Origin of the sequence: Serratia sp. BNK-17 (assembly GCF_048684935.1) — a bacterium.
GTDB lineage: Bacteria > Pseudomonadota > Gammaproteobacteria > Enterobacterales > Enterobacteriaceae > Serratia > Serratia nematodiphila.
Genome location: NZ_JBLQTR010000001.1, coordinates 963,651 through 979,336, shown reverse-complemented (window position 1 = coordinate 979,336; position 15,686 = coordinate 963,651). Strand labels below are relative to the sequence as shown.

The 15,686-nt window shown below is 61.9% G+C and carries 13 protein-coding genes; 11 read left to right on the top strand and 2 right to left on the bottom strand.

Going from position 1 to position 15,686, the window contains the following annotated elements:
- The first annotated feature begins 85 nt into the window (after window positions 1-85).
- The 6 genes from ACMGF7_RS04755 to yjjJ all read left to right on the top strand — a co-directional run bounded on the left by ACMGF7_RS04755 (window position 86) and on the right by yjjJ (window position 7,506).
- Window positions 86-1,363 carry a NupC/NupG family nucleoside CNT transporter gene (locus ACMGF7_RS04755; protein WP_004933076.1) on the top strand — a complete coding sequence of 426 codons (1,278 nt, stop codon included), beginning with the start codon at window positions 86-88 and terminating at the stop codon, window positions 1,361-1,363.
- A 370-nt stretch (window positions 1,364-1,733) separates the two neighbouring features.
- Window positions 1,734-2,513, top strand: coding sequence for a deoxyribose-phosphate aldolase (gene deoC, locus ACMGF7_RS04750; RefSeq protein WP_004933072.1), 780 nt, complete (start codon window positions 1,734-1,736; stop codon window positions 2,511-2,513).
- A 66-nt stretch (window positions 2,514-2,579) separates the two neighbouring features.
- Complete coding sequence (gene deoA / locus ACMGF7_RS04745; protein WP_004933068.1) at window positions 2,580-3,902, top strand: thymidine phosphorylase; 1,323 nt, start codon at window positions 2,580-2,582, stop codon at window positions 3,900-3,902.
- A gap of 70 nt (window positions 3,903-3,972) precedes the next feature.
- On the top strand, window positions 3,973-5,196 hold the full coding sequence (deoB, locus tag ACMGF7_RS04740; RefSeq protein ID WP_004933063.1) for a phosphopentomutase: 1,224 nt from the start codon (window positions 3,973-3,975) through the stop codon (window positions 5,194-5,196).
- Between the two features lie 96 nt (window positions 5,197-5,292).
- Window positions 5,293-6,024: a purine-nucleoside phosphorylase gene (gene deoD / locus ACMGF7_RS04735; RefSeq protein ID WP_004933059.1), complete on the top strand. Its 732-nt coding sequence runs from the start codon at window positions 5,293-5,295 to the stop codon at window positions 6,022-6,024.
- Window positions 6,025-6,162: 138 nt separating this feature from the next.
- Window positions 6,163-7,506 (top strand): type II toxin-antitoxin system HipA family toxin YjjJ, encoded by a 1,344-nt coding sequence (gene yjjJ, locus ACMGF7_RS04730; RefSeq protein ID WP_420286367.1) that lies wholly within the window; start codon window positions 6,163-6,165, stop codon window positions 7,504-7,506.
- Window position 7,507: 1 nt separating this feature from the next.
- Here yjjJ and ACMGF7_RS04725 read toward each other — a convergent pair whose 3' ends face one another.
- Window positions 7,508-8,191, bottom strand: a complete 684-nt coding sequence (locus tag ACMGF7_RS04725) for a YtjB family periplasmic protein (protein WP_049241950.1) — start codon at window positions 8,189-8,191, stop codon at window positions 7,508-7,510.
- Window positions 8,192-8,301: 110 nt separating this feature from the next.
- Here ACMGF7_RS04725 and serB point away from each other — a divergent pair, with 110 nt between their 5' ends.
- The 4 genes from serB to ACMGF7_RS04705 all read left to right on the top strand — a co-directional run bounded on the left by serB (window position 8,302) and on the right by ACMGF7_RS04705 (window position 13,584).
- The gene (serB, locus tag ACMGF7_RS04720; protein ID WP_004933052.1) at window positions 8,302-9,279 is read left to right on the top strand and encodes a phosphoserine phosphatase; all 978 of its coding nucleotides are present in this window, start codon (window positions 8,302-8,304) and stop codon (window positions 9,277-9,279) included.
- Between the two features lie 19 nt (window positions 9,280-9,298).
- The gene (radA, locus tag ACMGF7_RS04715; RefSeq protein WP_015376595.1) at window positions 9,299-10,684 is read left to right on the top strand and encodes a DNA repair protein RadA; all 1,386 of its coding nucleotides are present in this window, start codon (window positions 9,299-9,301) and stop codon (window positions 10,682-10,684) included.
- Window positions 10,685-10,742: 58 nt separating this feature from the next.
- Window positions 10,743-12,017: a multifunctional transcriptional regulator/nicotinamide-nucleotide adenylyltransferase/ribosylnicotinamide kinase NadR gene (nadR, locus tag ACMGF7_RS04710; protein ID WP_015376596.1), complete on the top strand. Its 1,275-nt coding sequence runs from the start codon at window positions 10,743-10,745 to the stop codon at window positions 12,015-12,017.
- Between the two features lie 133 nt (window positions 12,018-12,150).
- Window positions 12,151-13,584 carry a glycosyltransferase family 39 protein gene (locus tag ACMGF7_RS04705; protein WP_273874874.1) on the top strand — a complete coding sequence of 478 codons (1,434 nt, stop codon included), beginning with the start codon at window positions 12,151-12,153 and terminating at the stop codon, window positions 13,582-13,584.
- Window positions 13,585-13,615: 31 nt separating this feature from the next.
- On the opposite strand, the gene ACMGF7_RS04700 is transcribed toward ACMGF7_RS04705, so the two are convergent.
- The gene (locus tag ACMGF7_RS04700) at window positions 13,616-14,617 is read right to left on the bottom strand and encodes a zinc-binding alcohol dehydrogenase family protein (RefSeq protein ID WP_049241954.1); all 1,002 of its coding nucleotides are present in this window, start codon (window positions 14,615-14,617) and stop codon (window positions 13,616-13,618) included.
- Window positions 14,618-14,714: 97 nt separating this feature from the next.
- On the opposite strand from ACMGF7_RS04700, the gene ACMGF7_RS04695 reads away from it, so the two are divergent.
- On the top strand, window positions 14,715-15,626 hold the full coding sequence (locus tag ACMGF7_RS04695) for a LysR family transcriptional regulator (protein ID WP_015376599.1): 912 nt from the start codon (window positions 14,715-14,717) through the stop codon (window positions 15,624-15,626).
- Window positions 15,627-15,686: the final 60 nt, after the last annotated feature.

The window sequence follows — 15,686 nt, the reverse complement described above, 5'->3', positions numbered from 1 at the left end:
GTATAATCCCCCCGAAACTCTCCAATAGCAGACCTCTCTTCATGAGCAGGGATGTATTTTATTTTTTGCAACAGGGAAACTTTGCATGCAACTCATCATGAGTCTGGTCGGTATGGCGGTGCTGATCGCCATTGCGGTGCTGCTCTCCAGCAACCGTCGGGCCATCAAATTGCGCACCGTGGTGTGGGCGTTCATCATTCAGGTCGGCATCGGCGCGCTGGTGCTGTACGTGCCGCTGGGCCGCAGCATTCTCGGCAGTATGTCTAACGGCGTGGCAAACGTTATCGCCTACGGCAATCAGGGCATTTCGTTCATCTTCGGCGGGCTGGTGTCCGACAAGATGTTCGAGGTGTTCGGCGGCGGCGGCTTCGTATTCGCGCTGCGCGTCCTGCCGGTGATCGTGTTCTTCTCCTCGCTGATTGCGGTGCTGTACTACCTCGGCATCATGCAGTTGGTGATCCGCGTGTTGGGCGGCGGCCTGCACAAGTTGCTGGGCACCTCGCGCACCGAATCGCTGTCGGCGACCGCTAACATTTTCGTTGGCCAGACCGAAGCGCCGCTGGTGGTACGCCCCTATATCGCCACCATGAGCCAGTCAGAACTGTTCGCCGTGATGTGCGGCGGCCTGGCCTCGGTAGCCGGTTCGGTGTTGGCGGGGTACGCGCAGATGGGCGTGCCGCTGGAATATCTGATCGCCGCGTCCTTCATGGCCGCGCCGGGCGGGCTGCTGTTCGCCAAGCTGATGGTGCCGGAAACCGAGCAGACCCACGATAAAGACGATGCGATGAAGCTGATCGCCGAAGAGGATCGTCCGGCCAACGTGATCGATGCGGCGGCTTCCGGCGCGGCTTCCGGCATGCAGCTGGCGCTGAACGTCGGTGCGATGCTGCTGGCGTTTATCGCGCTGATCGCCTTGCTTAACGGCATTCTCGGCGGTATCGGCGGCTGGTTCGATTATCCGCAGCTGTCGCTTGAACTGATCCTCGGCTGGGTGTTCTCGCCGATCGCTTTCCTGATCGGCGTGCCGTGGAGCGAGGCAATGACCGCCGGTTCGTTCATCGGCCAGAAGATCATCGTCAATGAATTCGTCGCCTACATGAACTTCGGCGCCTATCTGCGCCCGGATGACGTAGTGGCGGCGGAAGGCCTGCAGGTGCTGTCGACGCACACCAAGGCGATCATCTCCTTTGCGCTGTGCGGCTTCGCCAACCTCTCCTCGGTGGCGATCTTGCTGGGCGGTCTGGGCAGCATGGCGCCCAACCGTCGCCACGACATCGCGCGCTTCGGTCTGAAGGCCGTGGCGGCGGGCACGCTGTCCAACCTGATGAGTGCCACCATCGCCGGCTTCTTCCTGGCGCTGTAAGCCATCACGGAGCCCGCGACGGCGCGACCGATCGCGGGACTCCGCCTATACTCTAAGCAACGCGGGTGTTTGCCGCACCCGCGATCTTCAGCCGCTTCTTTAGCGAATTTGTGAACGATATCGCGTTATTTTGTGATGCTCTTCACATATAATTCCGGTCTGTTACAGTGCTATTTCATATAGTGTGACGATGAGCGCGAATCGCCTCCGGCATTCGTGTTCAAATAGCTATTACTGGCCGGCCGCAAGGCGGGTGGCCATGTGCGGTGAGAAGGATCTCAGTTGCCGCCGCGGGAACGCCGTTCCCCAGCGCTATCTTCATGGAACCAAGTCCGCTCGCCAACACCCAGGTACTCAGTTGGAGAGTTTTATGACCGAATTAACCGCAGCAGCGCAACGTGCGCTGAACTTGATGGATTTAACCACGCTGAATGATGATGACACCGACGAGAAAGTGATCGCGCTCTGTCGTCAGGCCAACAGCCCGGCCGGCCACACGGCGGCCATCTGCATCTACCCGCGTTTTATCCCGGTGGCGCGTAAGGCGCTGCGCGAGCAAGGCACGCCGGACATCCGCATCGCCACCGTGACCAACTTCCCGCATGGCAATGACGATATCGACATCGCGCTGGCGGAAACCCGCGCGGCGATCGCCTATGGCGCGGATGAAGTGGACGTGGTGTTCCCATACCGTGCGCTGATCGCCGGCAACGAACAGGTCGGCTTCGAGCTGGTGAAACAGTGCAAGCAGGCTTGCCAGGCGGCTAACGTGCTGCTGAAAGTGATCATCGAAACCGGTGAGCTGAAACAGGCCGATTTGATCCGCAAGGCGTCCGAGATCGCCATCAAGGCCGGGGCTGACTTTATCAAGACCTCCACCGGCAAGGTGCCGGTCAACGCCACCCTGGAGAGCGCCGAGCTGATGATGTCGGTGATCCGCGATCTGGGCGTGGCGAAGACGGTGGGCTTCAAGCCGGCCGGCGGCGTACGCACTGCGGAAGACGCGCTGCATTATCTGCAACTTGCCGATCGTATTCTGGGCGAGGGGTGGGCCGATGCGCGGCATTTCCGCTTTGGCGCTTCCAGCCTGCTGGCCAGCTTGCTGACCGCGCTGGGCCACCAGACCCAGACCGCCGGCGGCGGCTACTGATCGATTTCGTTGGCGGGCGCCAGGCGCGCCCGTCTGCACCGACTCTCGGCGACACAGGGGGATGCCTTGTTCCTGGCTCAAGAAATTATTCGTAAGAAACGCGACGGCCAGCCGTTAAGCGAAGCGGAAATCCGCTTTTTCATCAACGGCATTCGCGACAACGTGGTGTCGGAAGGGCAGATCGCCGCGCTGGCGATGACCATTTATTTCCATGACATGAGCATGCCGGAGCGCGTGGCGCTCACCATGGCGATGCGCGATTCCGGCACCGTGCTGGACTGGAAGAGTTTGGCGCTGAACGGCCCGATCGTCGACAAGCATTCGACCGGCGGCGTGGGCGACGTGACCTCGCTGATGCTCGGCCCGATGGTGGCGGCCTGCGGCGGCTATGTGCCGATGATCTCCGGCCGCGGCCTGGGGCATACCGGCGGCACGCTGGACAAGCTGGAAGCCATTCCGGGTTTCAATATTTTCCCGGACGATAACGCCTTCCGCAAAATTATTCAGGACGTCGGCGTGGCGATCATCGGCCAGACCAGCTCGCTGGCGCCGGCGGACAAACGTTTTTACGCCACCCGCGACATCACCGCCACCGTGGATTCTATCCCGCTGATCACCGCCTCCATTCTGGCCAAGAAACTGGCGGAAGGGCTGGATGCGCTGGTGATGGACGTGAAGGTCGGTTCCGGCGCCTTTATGCCGACCTACGCCCTGTCGCAAGATTTGGCGCAGGCGATCGTCGGCGTGGCCAACGGCGCGGGCTGCAAGACCACCGCGCTGCTGACCGACATGAACCAGGTGCTGGCCTCCAGCGCCGGCAATGCGGTGGAAGTGCGCGAAGCGGTGCGCTTCCTGACCGGCGAATACCGCAATCCGCGCCTGCTGGAAGTGACGCTGGCGCTGTGCGTGGAGATGCTGCTGTCCGGCGGCCTGGCGAATGACGAGGCCGATGCGCGCGCCAAACTGCAGGCGGTGCTGGACAACGGCAAGGCGGCGGAAGTGTTTGGCCGCATGGTGGCGGCGCAGCAAGGGCCGATAGACTTCGTCGAACGTTATGATAGCTATCTGCCGGCAGCAACGCTGAGCAAGCCGGTGTATGCTGAAAATCCGGGCATCATCAGCGCCATGGATACCCGCGCGCTGGGCATGGCGGTGGTTTCGCTGGGCGGCGGCCGCCGCCGGGCGAGCGACGCCATCGATTACAGCGTCGGTCTGACCGAGGTGGCGCGCCTGGGTGATAAGGTGGATGCCCAGCAGCCGCTGGCGATGATCCACGCCAACGATGAAGAGAGCTGGCAGCAGGCGGCCGATGCGGTGCGTAGCGCAATGACGCTGAGCGACAAGGCGCCGGAGGCGACGCCGGTGGTGTATAAGCGCGTCACGGAATAACCCAAGAATCAGGAACGGCCGCGGCTTTTTCGCGGCCGTCCAAAGCGTGAGAACACGCAGGAGAGCACAGATGAAACGCACATTTATTATGGTATTGGACTCCTTCGGCATCGGCGCCAGCGAAGACGCCGAACGTTTTGGCGACCAGGGTTCCGACACTCTGGGTCACATCGCCGAGGTTTGCGCGCGCGGTGAAGCCAACGTGGGCCGCCAGGGCCCGCTGACGCTGCCTAACCTGAGCCGCCTGGGGCTCGGCAAAGCGGCGGAAGAGTCCACCGGCAACTTCCCGCAGGGGCTGGATCGCAATGCCGATATCATCGGCGCTTACGCATACGCCAGCGAGCTCTCTTCCGGTAAAGACACGCCGTCGGGCCACTGGGAAATCGCCGGCGTGCCGGTACTGTTCGACTGGGGCTACTTCAAGGACGAGCACAACAGCTTCCCGCAGGCGCTGCTGGATAAGCTGGTGGAGCGCGCCAACCTGCCGGGCTACCTGGGCAACTGTCACTCATCCGGCACCGTGATCCTCGATCAACTGGGTGAAGAGCACATGAAAACCGGCAAGCCGATTTTCTACACCTCCGCCGACTCGGTGTTCCAGATCGCCTGCCATGAAGAAACCTTCGGCCTGGATCGCCTGTACGAGCTGTGCGAAATCGCGCGTGAAGAGCTAACCGAAGGCGGTTACAACATCGGCCGCGTGATCGCGCGTCCGTTCGTCGGCGACAAGCCGGGCCACTTCCAGCGCACCGGCAACCGCCACGATCTGGCGGTAGAACCGCCGGCGCCGACCGTGCTGAAAAAGCTGGTGGACGAGAAGGGCGGCGAAGTGGTGTCGATCGGTAAAATCGCCGACATCTATGCCAACGTCGGCATCACCAAGAAGGTGAAAGCGACCGGCATCGACGCGCTGTTCGACGCGACCCTGATTGAAATGGAAAAGGCCGGCGACAACACCATCGTGTTCACCAACTTCGTGGACTTCGACTCCTCTTACGGCCACCGCCGCGACGTGGCGGGCTACGCCGCCGCGCTGGAGCTGTTCGACCGCCGCCTGCCGGAGCTGCTGAAGCTGGTGAAAGACGAAGACATCATCATCTTCACCGCCGACCACGGCTGCGACCCGACCTGGCCGGGCACCGACCACACCCGTGAGCACATCCCGGTGCTGGTCTACGGCCCGAAAGTGAAACCGGGCTCGCTGGGCCACCGCGAGACCTTCGCCGACATCGGCCAGACCGTCGCCAATTATTTTGGCCTGTCGCCGATGGATTACGGTAAAACCCTGTTTTAATTCGTGAGTTCAAGGCGGTGGCGCAGTTGGCCGCCGCCTGACATACCACGGCTTATACGTTTAACGCTATTTAATACGATTTAAAGGAAGAGAATTATGGCTACGCCGCACATTAATGCTGAGATGGGTGATTTCGCTGACGTAGTACTGATGCCGGGCGATCCGCTGCGCGCAAAATACATCGCCGAAACCTTCCTGGAAGGCGCGGTGGAAGTGAACAACGTGCGCGGCATGTTGGGCTTCACCGGCACCTACAAAGGCCGCCGCATCTCCGTAATGGGCCACGGCATGGGCATCCCGTCCTGCTCCATCTATGCGCGCGAGCTGATCGCCGAATTCGGCGTGAAGAAGATCATTCGCGTGGGTTCCTGCGGCGCGGTGCGTGACGATATCAAACTGCGTGACGTGGTGATCGGCATGGGCGCGTGCACCGACTCCAAGGTGAACCGTCTGCGCTTCAAGGATAACGACTACGCGGCGATCGCCGACTTCGACATGGTGCGCAACGCGGTCGACGCGGCGGCGGCGCAGGGCATCCCGGCGCGCGTGGGCAACATCTTCTCCGCCGATCTGTTCTACACCCCGGATCCGGACATGTTCCAGGTGATGAAGAAGTACGGCATCCTGGGCGTGGAAATGGAAGCGGCCGGCATCTACGGCGTGGCGGCGGAGCTGTACGAAGAGTTCGGCTGTAAGGCGCTGACCATCTGCACCGTGTCCGACCACATCTTGCGTCACGAAGCGACCACGGCGGCGGAACGCCAGACCACCTTTAACGAAATGATCGTTATCGCGCTGGAATCCGTGCTGCTGGGCGACAAAGCGTAATAACGCGGCGGGCGTCGTCATGGCGCCCGCCCGTCAATCTATTCACTCCGCACGGCCGATTTTTTGCTAACGCTTTACCTTCCTGCCATTTAACGCTATTACTTCCTCTATCAATCTATTCACCAATCTATTCATCCGATGCTCACCGTTGAACAAGTTTTGCGTCATGGGCCGGCCACGGCTCGTCAACTGACAGAAGCGTTGGGCATCAGCCAGCCGACGCTATCGCGCCGTATCCGCGAACTGGCGGGCGCCGTATTAATCCTCGGTAAAGGTAAGGCGACGCGCTATGTATTGCGGCGCGGGATCGGCGGTGAGAGGCAGTTTCCGCTGTATCGGGTTGATGAACGGGGTAAGGCACACCTGTTTGCCACGCTTTGCCCGCTGTATCCTGCCGATAACTGTGCGGTGTGCGATGAGCGCAGCGGAGAGTGGCAGCTCTATGACGGCCTGCCATGGTATCTGAATGACCTGAGGCCGATTGGCTTTCTTGGGCGAGCCTGGGGAAAAGCGGCGGCCCACGAGTTGAATTTGCCGGAGGATGTGCGGCGATGGGATGAGGGCCAACGTCTGTTGGCGCTCTGCCGTTATGGCGAAGACATGACCGGCGATTTGCTGCCTGGCGCCGACAGCTATCAGCGTTGGTTAATGCGGGAGACTGCCGTCGCTATCGCGACGGAAGATAAAACCGAGCGTTACGCCGCATTGTCTGTCCAGGCGTTGGCCGGGGAGTTGGTGGGTTCCTCCGCCGGTGGCGAACAACCCAAATTTGCCGCCTATGCTGAGCTGACGTCTGGGCATCGCGCGCATGTTTTGGTTAAGTTCAGTCTGGCGCCGACGCATGTCATTGCACAGCGCTGGAGCGATTTGCTGATCGCCGAGTCGCTGGCGTTGCAGACGGTCGCCGCTGCGGGATTGCCTGCCGCAACGACGCAAATCCTGTTTGGCGCCGATCGGCAATGCTTTTTAGAGGTAGAGCGCTTTGATCGCATCGGCGAAGAAGGGCGGGTGGCGATGGTGTCACTGGAGGCGCTGGATGCCGAGTTTAGCGGCAGCGGCCATGCCAACTGGGTTGTGGCGGCTAATCGGTTATTGCAGCAAGGCGCGATCGATCGCTCTGCCTGCCAACGGATTGCCCTGTATTGGGCCTTTGGCCGCTTGATCGCCAATAGCGATATGCACCAGGGTAATCTGTCGTTCTTGCGGCCAACGCAGCGGCCGGTCATGTTGGCGCCTTTGTACGATATGCTGCCGATGGCTTTTGCCCCGGCAAGCAGCGGCAATCTGCGCCATGACGCGGTGGAGATCCGTTTTAGCAATGAGGTGAGCGGCGCCGTCTGGCGGCAAGCGGAGCTATTGGCTCTCGAGTTCTGGCGGCGCACGGCGCAACATGACGACATCAGCGAAGCCTTCCGCGCGATTGCCGAGCAAATGCTGGCGCAACTGCAGAAGCTGCATGAGCGCATTCAGCGCCTGGCCTGAGTTACTTCTTCTTCGGCGCTTCCTGCTTTATCTCCGGCGCATCCTCTTCGTCGTCTTCCACCGTATTGCCTTCTTCCAGTGGCGTGTTGGCGGTCAACAGGTACGGCGACTGCTGCCAGCGGCTGCGGCGGTGCTGCAGCAGGGTGCGCGCCAGAATGATGCCGATCGCCAGCGCCAGCAGGATCATCAGGCGCAGCAGGTTGGTGGTGTTGTCCACCTGTTTGGATTCGGTCGCCAGCACGTGGGTGTCGAGGGTGATGCGGATAAAGCCGATCGGGCCGTCTTTGCCCTGAATGGATTCGACCAACTGGTGGTTGAAGTAGCTGCCGGCGCGTTTGCCGTCGAGCGACAGGCGATCGCGTATACTTATCTGCTCCCCGGCGTGGGAGACCAGCGTGCCGTCCAACTGATACACGCTGACGTCGAGAATGCGGCTGTGATCGGTGAGCTGCTTGAGGATGGCGTCGATGCGCGGGTTGTTGCCGTCGTCGTCCAGCAGCGGCGCCAGGCTGTAGGCGACCTGTTTGGTCAGCGTCTGCGCCAGCTCTTCCACCTGCTCGGATCGCGCCATTTGGTGACTCAGGCTAAAATAAGAGGCGCCCTGCATCAGCAGCACCAGCAAAGCCAGGCAAATCAGGATAATAGCGGTGCGGTGCAGGCGAAATTTCAGTTTAGCGCGAGCCATGCAGGTTCCTTGGGCATCGGGGACACTTTATGTTGCCAGAACCGCTGGCGATAGGATAGCTTGATGCGTCGTTTTATCATGCAGCGTTTTTGTCCATTCAGGAGTCAATGATGTCAAACAGTCTGACCTATTGCGATCTTCCGGCGGAGATCTCTCAATGGCCGGGTCTTCCCCTTTCGCTCAGCGGCGACGAAGTGATGCCGCTGGACTACCGGGCGGGCAATACCGGGTGGCTGTTATACGGCAGGAAGCTGGACAAGGCGCGCATTACCCAATTCCAACGCAAGCTGGGCGCGGCGATGGTGATCGTCACCGCCTGGGGCGTGGACGACTATCAGGTGGTGCGCCTGGCGGGCACCTTGACGCCGCGCGCCAAGCTGTTGGCGGCGGAGAGCGGGCTGGACGTGGCGCCGCTCGGCAAGATCCCGCACCTGCGCACGCCGGGGCTGCTGGTGATGGACATGGATTCGACGGCGATCGAGATCGAATGCATCGACGAGATCGCCAAATTGGCGGGCGTCGGCGAGCAGGTGGCGGAAGTCACCGAACGCGCGATGCGCGGCGAGCTGGACTTTACCGCCAGCCTGCGCCAGCGCGTCGGCACGCTGAAAGGGGCCGATGCCAACATCCTCAAGCAGGTGCGCGACGAGCTGCCGTTGATGCCGGGGCTGACCAGCCTGGTGGGCAAGCTGCAGGCGATGGGCTGGCATGTGGCGATCGCCTCCGGCGGCTTCACCTACTACGCCGAATACCTGCGCAACCGGCTGCGGCTGGTGGCGGCGGCGGCCAATGAGCTGGAGATCCGCGACGGCAAGCTGACCGGCGAAGTGCTGGGGCCGGTGGTGGACGCGCAGTTCAAAGCCGACACGCTGCTGCGGCTGGCGGAGAAGCTGGAGATCCCGCTGGCGCAAACCGTGGCCATCGGCGACGGCGCCAACGATTTGAAAATGATGCAGGCGGCGGGGCTGGGCATCGCCTACCACGCCAAGCCGAAAGTGTATGAAAAAGCGCAGGTATCGATCCGGCATGCGGATCTGATGGGCGTGCTGTGTATTCTCACCGGCAGCCTGAAACACGAAGTGCGATAACGAAAGATTGAGGTAAGACGTGGCAAAAGCGGCAAAACGGGCATTTGTGTGCAATGAGTGCGGGGCGGACTATCCGCGTTGGCAGGGGCAGTGCAGCGCCTGTCATGCCTGGAACACCATCACGGAAGTGCGTTTGGCCGCGTCGCCCGCAGCGGCGCGCAACGATCGCCTCAGCGGCTATGCCGGCGACGCCGGCGTCAGCAAGGTGCAGAAGCTGTCGGAAATCAGCCTGGAGGCGCTGCCGCGCTTCACCACCGGCTTTCTCGAGTTCGACCGCGTGCTGGGCGGCGGCGTGGTGCCCGGCAGCGCCATTCTGATCGGCGGTAACCCCGGCGCCGGCAAGAGCACCCTGTTGCTGCAGGTGCTGTGCAAACTGTCCGAACAGATGAAAACCCTGTACGTCACCGGTGAGGAGTCGCTGCAGCAGGTGGCGATGCGCGCTCACCGTCTGGGGCTGCCGACCGGCGGCCTGAACATGCTGTCGGAAACCAGCATCGAGCAGATCTGCCTGATCGCTGAGCAGGAACAGCCGAAGCTGATGGTGATCGACTCGATTCAGGTGATGCACATGGCGGACATTCAGTCTTCGCCGGGCAGCGTGGCGCAGGTGCGGGAAACCGCCGCCTACCTGACGCGCTTCGCCAAGACGCGCGGCGTGGCGATCGTGATGGTCGGCCACGTCACCAAAGACGGCTCGCTGGCCGGGCCAAAAGTGCTGGAACACTGTATCGACTGTTCGGTGCTGCTGGACGGCGACGCCGATTCCCGCTTCCGTACCCTGCGCAGCCACAAGAACCGCTTCGGCGCGGTCAACGAGCTGGGGGTGTTCGCCATGACCGAACAGGGGCTGCGCGAAGTCAGCAACCCGTCGGCGATCTTCCTCAGCCGCGGCGATGAAGTCACTTCCGGCAGCTCGGTGATGGTGGTGTGGGAAGGCACCCGTCCGCTGCTGGTGGAGATCCAGGCGCTGGTGGATCACTCGATGATGTCCAACCCGCGCCGCGTGGCGGTGGGCCTGGAGCAGAACCGGTTGGCGATCCTGCTGGCGGTGCTGCACCGGCACGGCGGGCTGCAGATGTCGGATCAGGACGTGTTCGTCAACGTGGTCGGCGGGGTGAAAGTCAGTGAGACCAGCGCCGATCTGGCGTTGCTGATGTCGCTGGTCTCGAGCCTGCGCGATCGGCCGCTGCCGAACGATCTGGTGGTGTTCGGCGAAGTGGGGCTGGCGGGGGAAATTCGCCCGGTGCCGAGCGGCCAAGAGCGGATCGCCGAAGCAGCCAAGCACGGCTTCAAGCGCGCCATCGTGCCGCACGGCAATATGCCGAAGAAGCCGCCGGCCAACATGCAGGTGTTCGGGGTCAAGAAGCTGGCGGACGCGCTGGACGTGCTGGAAGAGTTTTATTAATGTCGCCGACGGCGAGCAAGATATGCTATTTTGTTTAGCATACTAAACGGAGGTGGCCATGCCGCAATTTGATTACCTGAAGACGTCCATCAAGCAAAAAGGCTGCACGTTGCAGCAGGTGGCGGATGCCAGCGGCATGACCAAGGGCTATCTGAGCCAGCTGTTGAACGACAAGATCAAAAGCCCGAGCGCGCAAAAGCTCGAAGCGCTGCACCGTTTTCTCGGGCTGGAGTTCCCGCGTAAAGAGGTTAAAGTCGGCGTGGTGTTTGGTAAATTTTACCCGCTGCACACCGGCCATATCTACCTGATCCAGCGCGCCTGCAGCCAGGTGGATGAGCTGCACGTCATTTTGTGCCACGACGAGCCGCGCGACCGCGAACTGTTCGAGAACAGTTCGATGTCGCAACAGCCGACGGTCAGCGATCGCCTGCGCTGGCTGCTGCAGACCTTCAAGTACCAGAAAAACATCCATATCCACTCGTTCGACGAGCAGGGCATCGAGCCCTACCCGCACGGCTGGAACGTGTGGAGCGACGGCATGAAGGCCTTTATGGAACAGAAAGGCATCGTGCCGAGCTTTATCTATTCCAGCGAAGCGCAGGATGCGCCGCGTTACCGCGAGCATCTGGGCATCGAAACCATTCTGGTCGACCCCGAGCGTTCGTTCATGAACATCAGCGGCAATCAGATCCGCCAGGATCCGTTCCGCTACTGGGATTACATCCCGACCGAGGTGAAGCCGTTCTTCGTGCGCACCGTGGCGATCCTCGGCGGCGAGTCGAGCGGCAAATCGACGCTGGTCAACAAGCTGGCCAACATCTTCAACACCACCAGCGCCTGGGAATATGGCCGCGATTACGTGTTCTCGCACCTGGGCGGCGACGAGATGGCGCTGCAGTACTCCGACTACGACAAAATTGCCCTCGGGCAGGCGCAATACGTGGATTTCGCGGTCAAGTACGCCAACAAGGTGGCATTTATCGATACCGATTTCGTCACCACCCAGGCGTTTTGCAAAAAGTACGAGGGGCGTGAACACCCCTTCGTGCAGGCGCTGATCGACGAATACCGTTTCGATCTGGTGATCCTGCTGGAAAACAACACGCCGTGGGTGGCGGACGGCCTGCGCAGCCTCGGCAGTACCGCCGATCGGCTGGCGTTCCAGCGCCTGCTGGAGGAGATGCTGCGCGCCAACAATATCGAGTATGTGCACGTTGAGTCCAGCGATTACGAAGAGCGCTTCCTGCGCTGCGTCGAGCTGGTGCAACAGCTGCTGGCGGCGGACGCCGGCCGGTTGGCGAACGCGCCCGCCCAGCATCACGCCGCAGGCTGAGCAAAATTAGCGTAATGTGCGATCGCGCGGCAGAAGCGGCCGCCCGGGCGCACATTTAACGGCTTGTTTAAACATGGTTCATTCGACAGCGACTACGTTAAGCTTTTCTTTACAATAACGCTTAGAAGAAGACATGTCTTATCGCTTGCTCGCTCTTTGGTTGGTCTGCTATGCCGCAGCCTGGACGCTGCTGACTGTTCATCTCGATCCTACCCTGCCTTACGACGCCGTCGAGGCGCTCAACTGGGGCCTCAACGGCGAATGGGGCTCACCGAAAAACCCGTGGCTGGTCGGGGCGGCGATGCAGCCGGCGATCGGGTTCTCGTGGCTGCCGCTGAACCTGTACTGGTATGGCGGGCACTTCATCGCCATCGCCATCGGCATGTTGGGCGTCTGGCTGTTGGCGCGCCGGCTGAGCGGCAGCACCTCGCTGGCCTGGATGGCGCTGTTGACGCTCAACCTGTCCGGCATCATCAATTTCGACATCATTCCCTACAACGACAATTACCTGTTGGTGATGCTGTGGCCGTGGATGGCGCTGTTTTTCCACCTGGCTATTTCGCGTTCGGCCAACTGGTGGCCGGCCTTCGCGCTGACGGCCGGTTTGGCGATGATGGCGAAGTACTCGACCTTCGCCTTCGTCTATTTCGCTGCGCTGTCGACGCTGTTCGTACCGCAGATCCGCCGCTGTTATCGCCAGCCGCAGTTCTATCTGGCGGTGGCGATCTGGTTGGCGCTGGTGTTGCCGAACGTGTTCTGGTTGTGGAACCACGATTTCGCCGCCTTCAAGTGGGTGGATTCGCAGATCAAGATGCAGCTCAATCTCGACATGCTGCAGTCGCTGCTGCTGGTGTTCTATCCGTCGCTGGTGCTGTGGGGGATCCTGCGGCGCAGCGGGGCGGTGCTGGCCTGGCCATCGGCATTGCCGATGCGGGTGTTGCTGTGGGTCTACCTGTTGCCGCTCGGCATCATTACCTTCTGGTTCTCTTTCAACGTCGGCGGCCGGCTGACCGAATGGCTGCAGCCGTTCTTCATGCTGGCGCCTGCGCTGTTGGTCGGTTGCGTGCGCCAGCCGCCGGTGCGTTCGCTGCGCGCGGCGACCATTGGTCTGATGTGCGCGGCGCTGGCGGTCTACCTGGGGTATGCCGCGGTGATGCTGGGCAACGTGCGCAACGCCGGCCAGAAAATGGTGGGTATCAAGACGTTCAGCGCCGAGGTGGAGCGGCAGTGGCAGGAGCGGTATGGCGTTGAACTGCGCTACGTCGGCGGCGAATACCTGTCGCAGTGGATGACGGTGTACGCCGGTTCCCGGCCGCGAACCATTACGCGTTGGTCCAATCATACGCGGCCGAATATCTACAACGTCGACATCAGCTATCCGCAGATTGCGCAGCACGGCGTTGCCCTGTTCGGGCGGTTGGGTGAGGACTGCGCGCGCAGCGACTTCGGCGGCGAGTTGGCCCACTGGCCGAAGATGCGCCTCGATTGGCAGCAGACGCTGACGTTCCGCGCCGATCCGCATAGCGACGAGCAGACGCTGTGCGTCGGCTTCGTTCGTCCGCAGTAACGGCGGCGCGCTGCGCCGCCGCGATTCAGGCTCAGTAAGCGATAACCAGCTTGCCTTGCATATGGCCGCCGAGCAGCTGTTGATGCGCGGCGGTCAGCGTGTCTACCGACAGCCCGTGCAGGGTTTCGCTCAGCGTGGTGCTCAGCTTGCCCTCGTCCAGCAGCTGCGCCACCTGCTGCAGGATCTTGCCCTGCTGCGCGATGTCCGGGGTGGTGAACATGCTGCGGGTGAACATGAATTCCCAGTGCAGCGCGGCGCTTTTCAGCTTCAGCGCGTTTTGATCCAACGGCTGCGCGTTTTCGACGATGGTGCAGATATGGCCGAGCGGCGCGATCAGTTCGGCCATCGCCGACCAGTGGCCGTCGGTATCGTTCAGACACAGGATGTAATCCACCTGCTCGATGCCCTGCTGCGCCAGGTTGCCCTTCAGATCGCGGTAGTCCACCACCAGATCGGCGCCGCGCTCAAGGCACCAGGCGGCGGATTCCGGTCTTGATGCGGTGGCGATCACTTTCACCTTGCTGCGCAGTGTGGCCAGCGGAATGGCCAGCGAACCGACCCCGCCGGCGCCGCCGATGATCAGCAGCGTCTTGTGCTCCGGCGCGTCCTGAATGTTCAGGTGTTCGAACAGCGCCTCCCAGGCGGTGAGGGCGGTGAGCGGCATGGCGGCGGACTCGGCCCAGTTCAGGCTGCGCGGCTTGTGCGCGGCGATGCGTGAGTCGATCAGTTGGTGACTGCTGTTGCTGCCGGGGCGGGTGATGTCGCCGGCGTACCACACTTCATCGCCGGGCTTGAAGCCGCTGACGCCGTTGCCCACGTCCACCACGACGCCGCTGGCGTCCCAGCCGAGAATGCGCGGCTGCTGCAGGCCGTTTTTCTGCAGACCGGCGTGCACTTTGGTGTCCACCGGGTTGACCGACGCCGCTTTCACTTCCACCAGCAGATCGTACTGGCCGGGCACCGGCATCTCCGGTGAGATTTCGATGAAATCGGCGGGGTTCTGCGGGTCTACGGCAATGGCTTTTATCGACATGATTGTACTCCTTTCAAATGATGCCCCCAGTGTAGACCCGCGACAGTGGGGTGATAAGATGGACAATATCTAACGGAGTGTTCGTTTAAGGTGAACAATGGAATTCAAACAACTGCAGGACATGGCGTTGTTCGCGCTGGTGGCGGAGTGCGGCAGTTTTACCGCCGCCGCGCAGCGCGTTGGGTTGCCGAAATCCAGCGTCAGCCAGCGCATCAGCCAGCTCGAGCAGACGCTGGGGCTACGGCTGCTCAATCGCACCACGCGCCAGCTGAACCTGACCTTCGCCGGTGAGCGTTATCTGGAACATTGTCAGGTCATGATGTCTGCTGCCGAACGTGCCGATCTGGCATTGCAGCGGCTGCGCGATAACCCGAGCGGCCGCCTGCGCATCTCGACGCCCGCCGGGCTGGGCGCGACCCTGGTGGCGCGGCTGGCAGCGGATTTTCAGCGCCAGTACCCGGACGTTTCGCTGGAGGTGTCGGTGTCCGACGCCATGGTGGATCTGGTGCAGGAAGGTTTCGACGCCGCGCTGCGCACCGGCAAGCCGCAGGACTCTTCGCTGATCGGTCGCCGTCTCGGGTATGCGCCGCGCTATCTGTTGGCCGCACCGTCCTATTTGGCTCAGCACCCGCCGATCGAACATCCGCAACAGCTGCAGCAGCATCGCTGCATCGCCCACCGCGCCTGGACGGCCTGGAACCTGCGCTGCGGCGATGACTACTACCGTTGGCAGCTGCCGCTGGCGCACACCACCGACAACCTGCTGTATGCGCGCGAATGCGCCATCGCCGGCGCGGGGATCACGCTGCTGCCGGCGTTTCTCAGCCGCGAGGTGGTGGCGCAGAAACTGTTGGTGGAGGTGCTGCCGGCGTGGCGCGCAGAAGGGAATGAGCTATATCTGGTCTACCCGAGCCGCAAGCTGAATTCCGCGGCGCTGGCCTGCTTCATCGATGTGGTGCTGCAGCATCCGGCGTTCGACGACTATGCGCGCGAGCTGGCGCGGGAGTAAGCCTGGCAGATGACGCAGACGCCTAATTTCTGTCGCCATCGTCCCAAAGCCTTCGGCCGG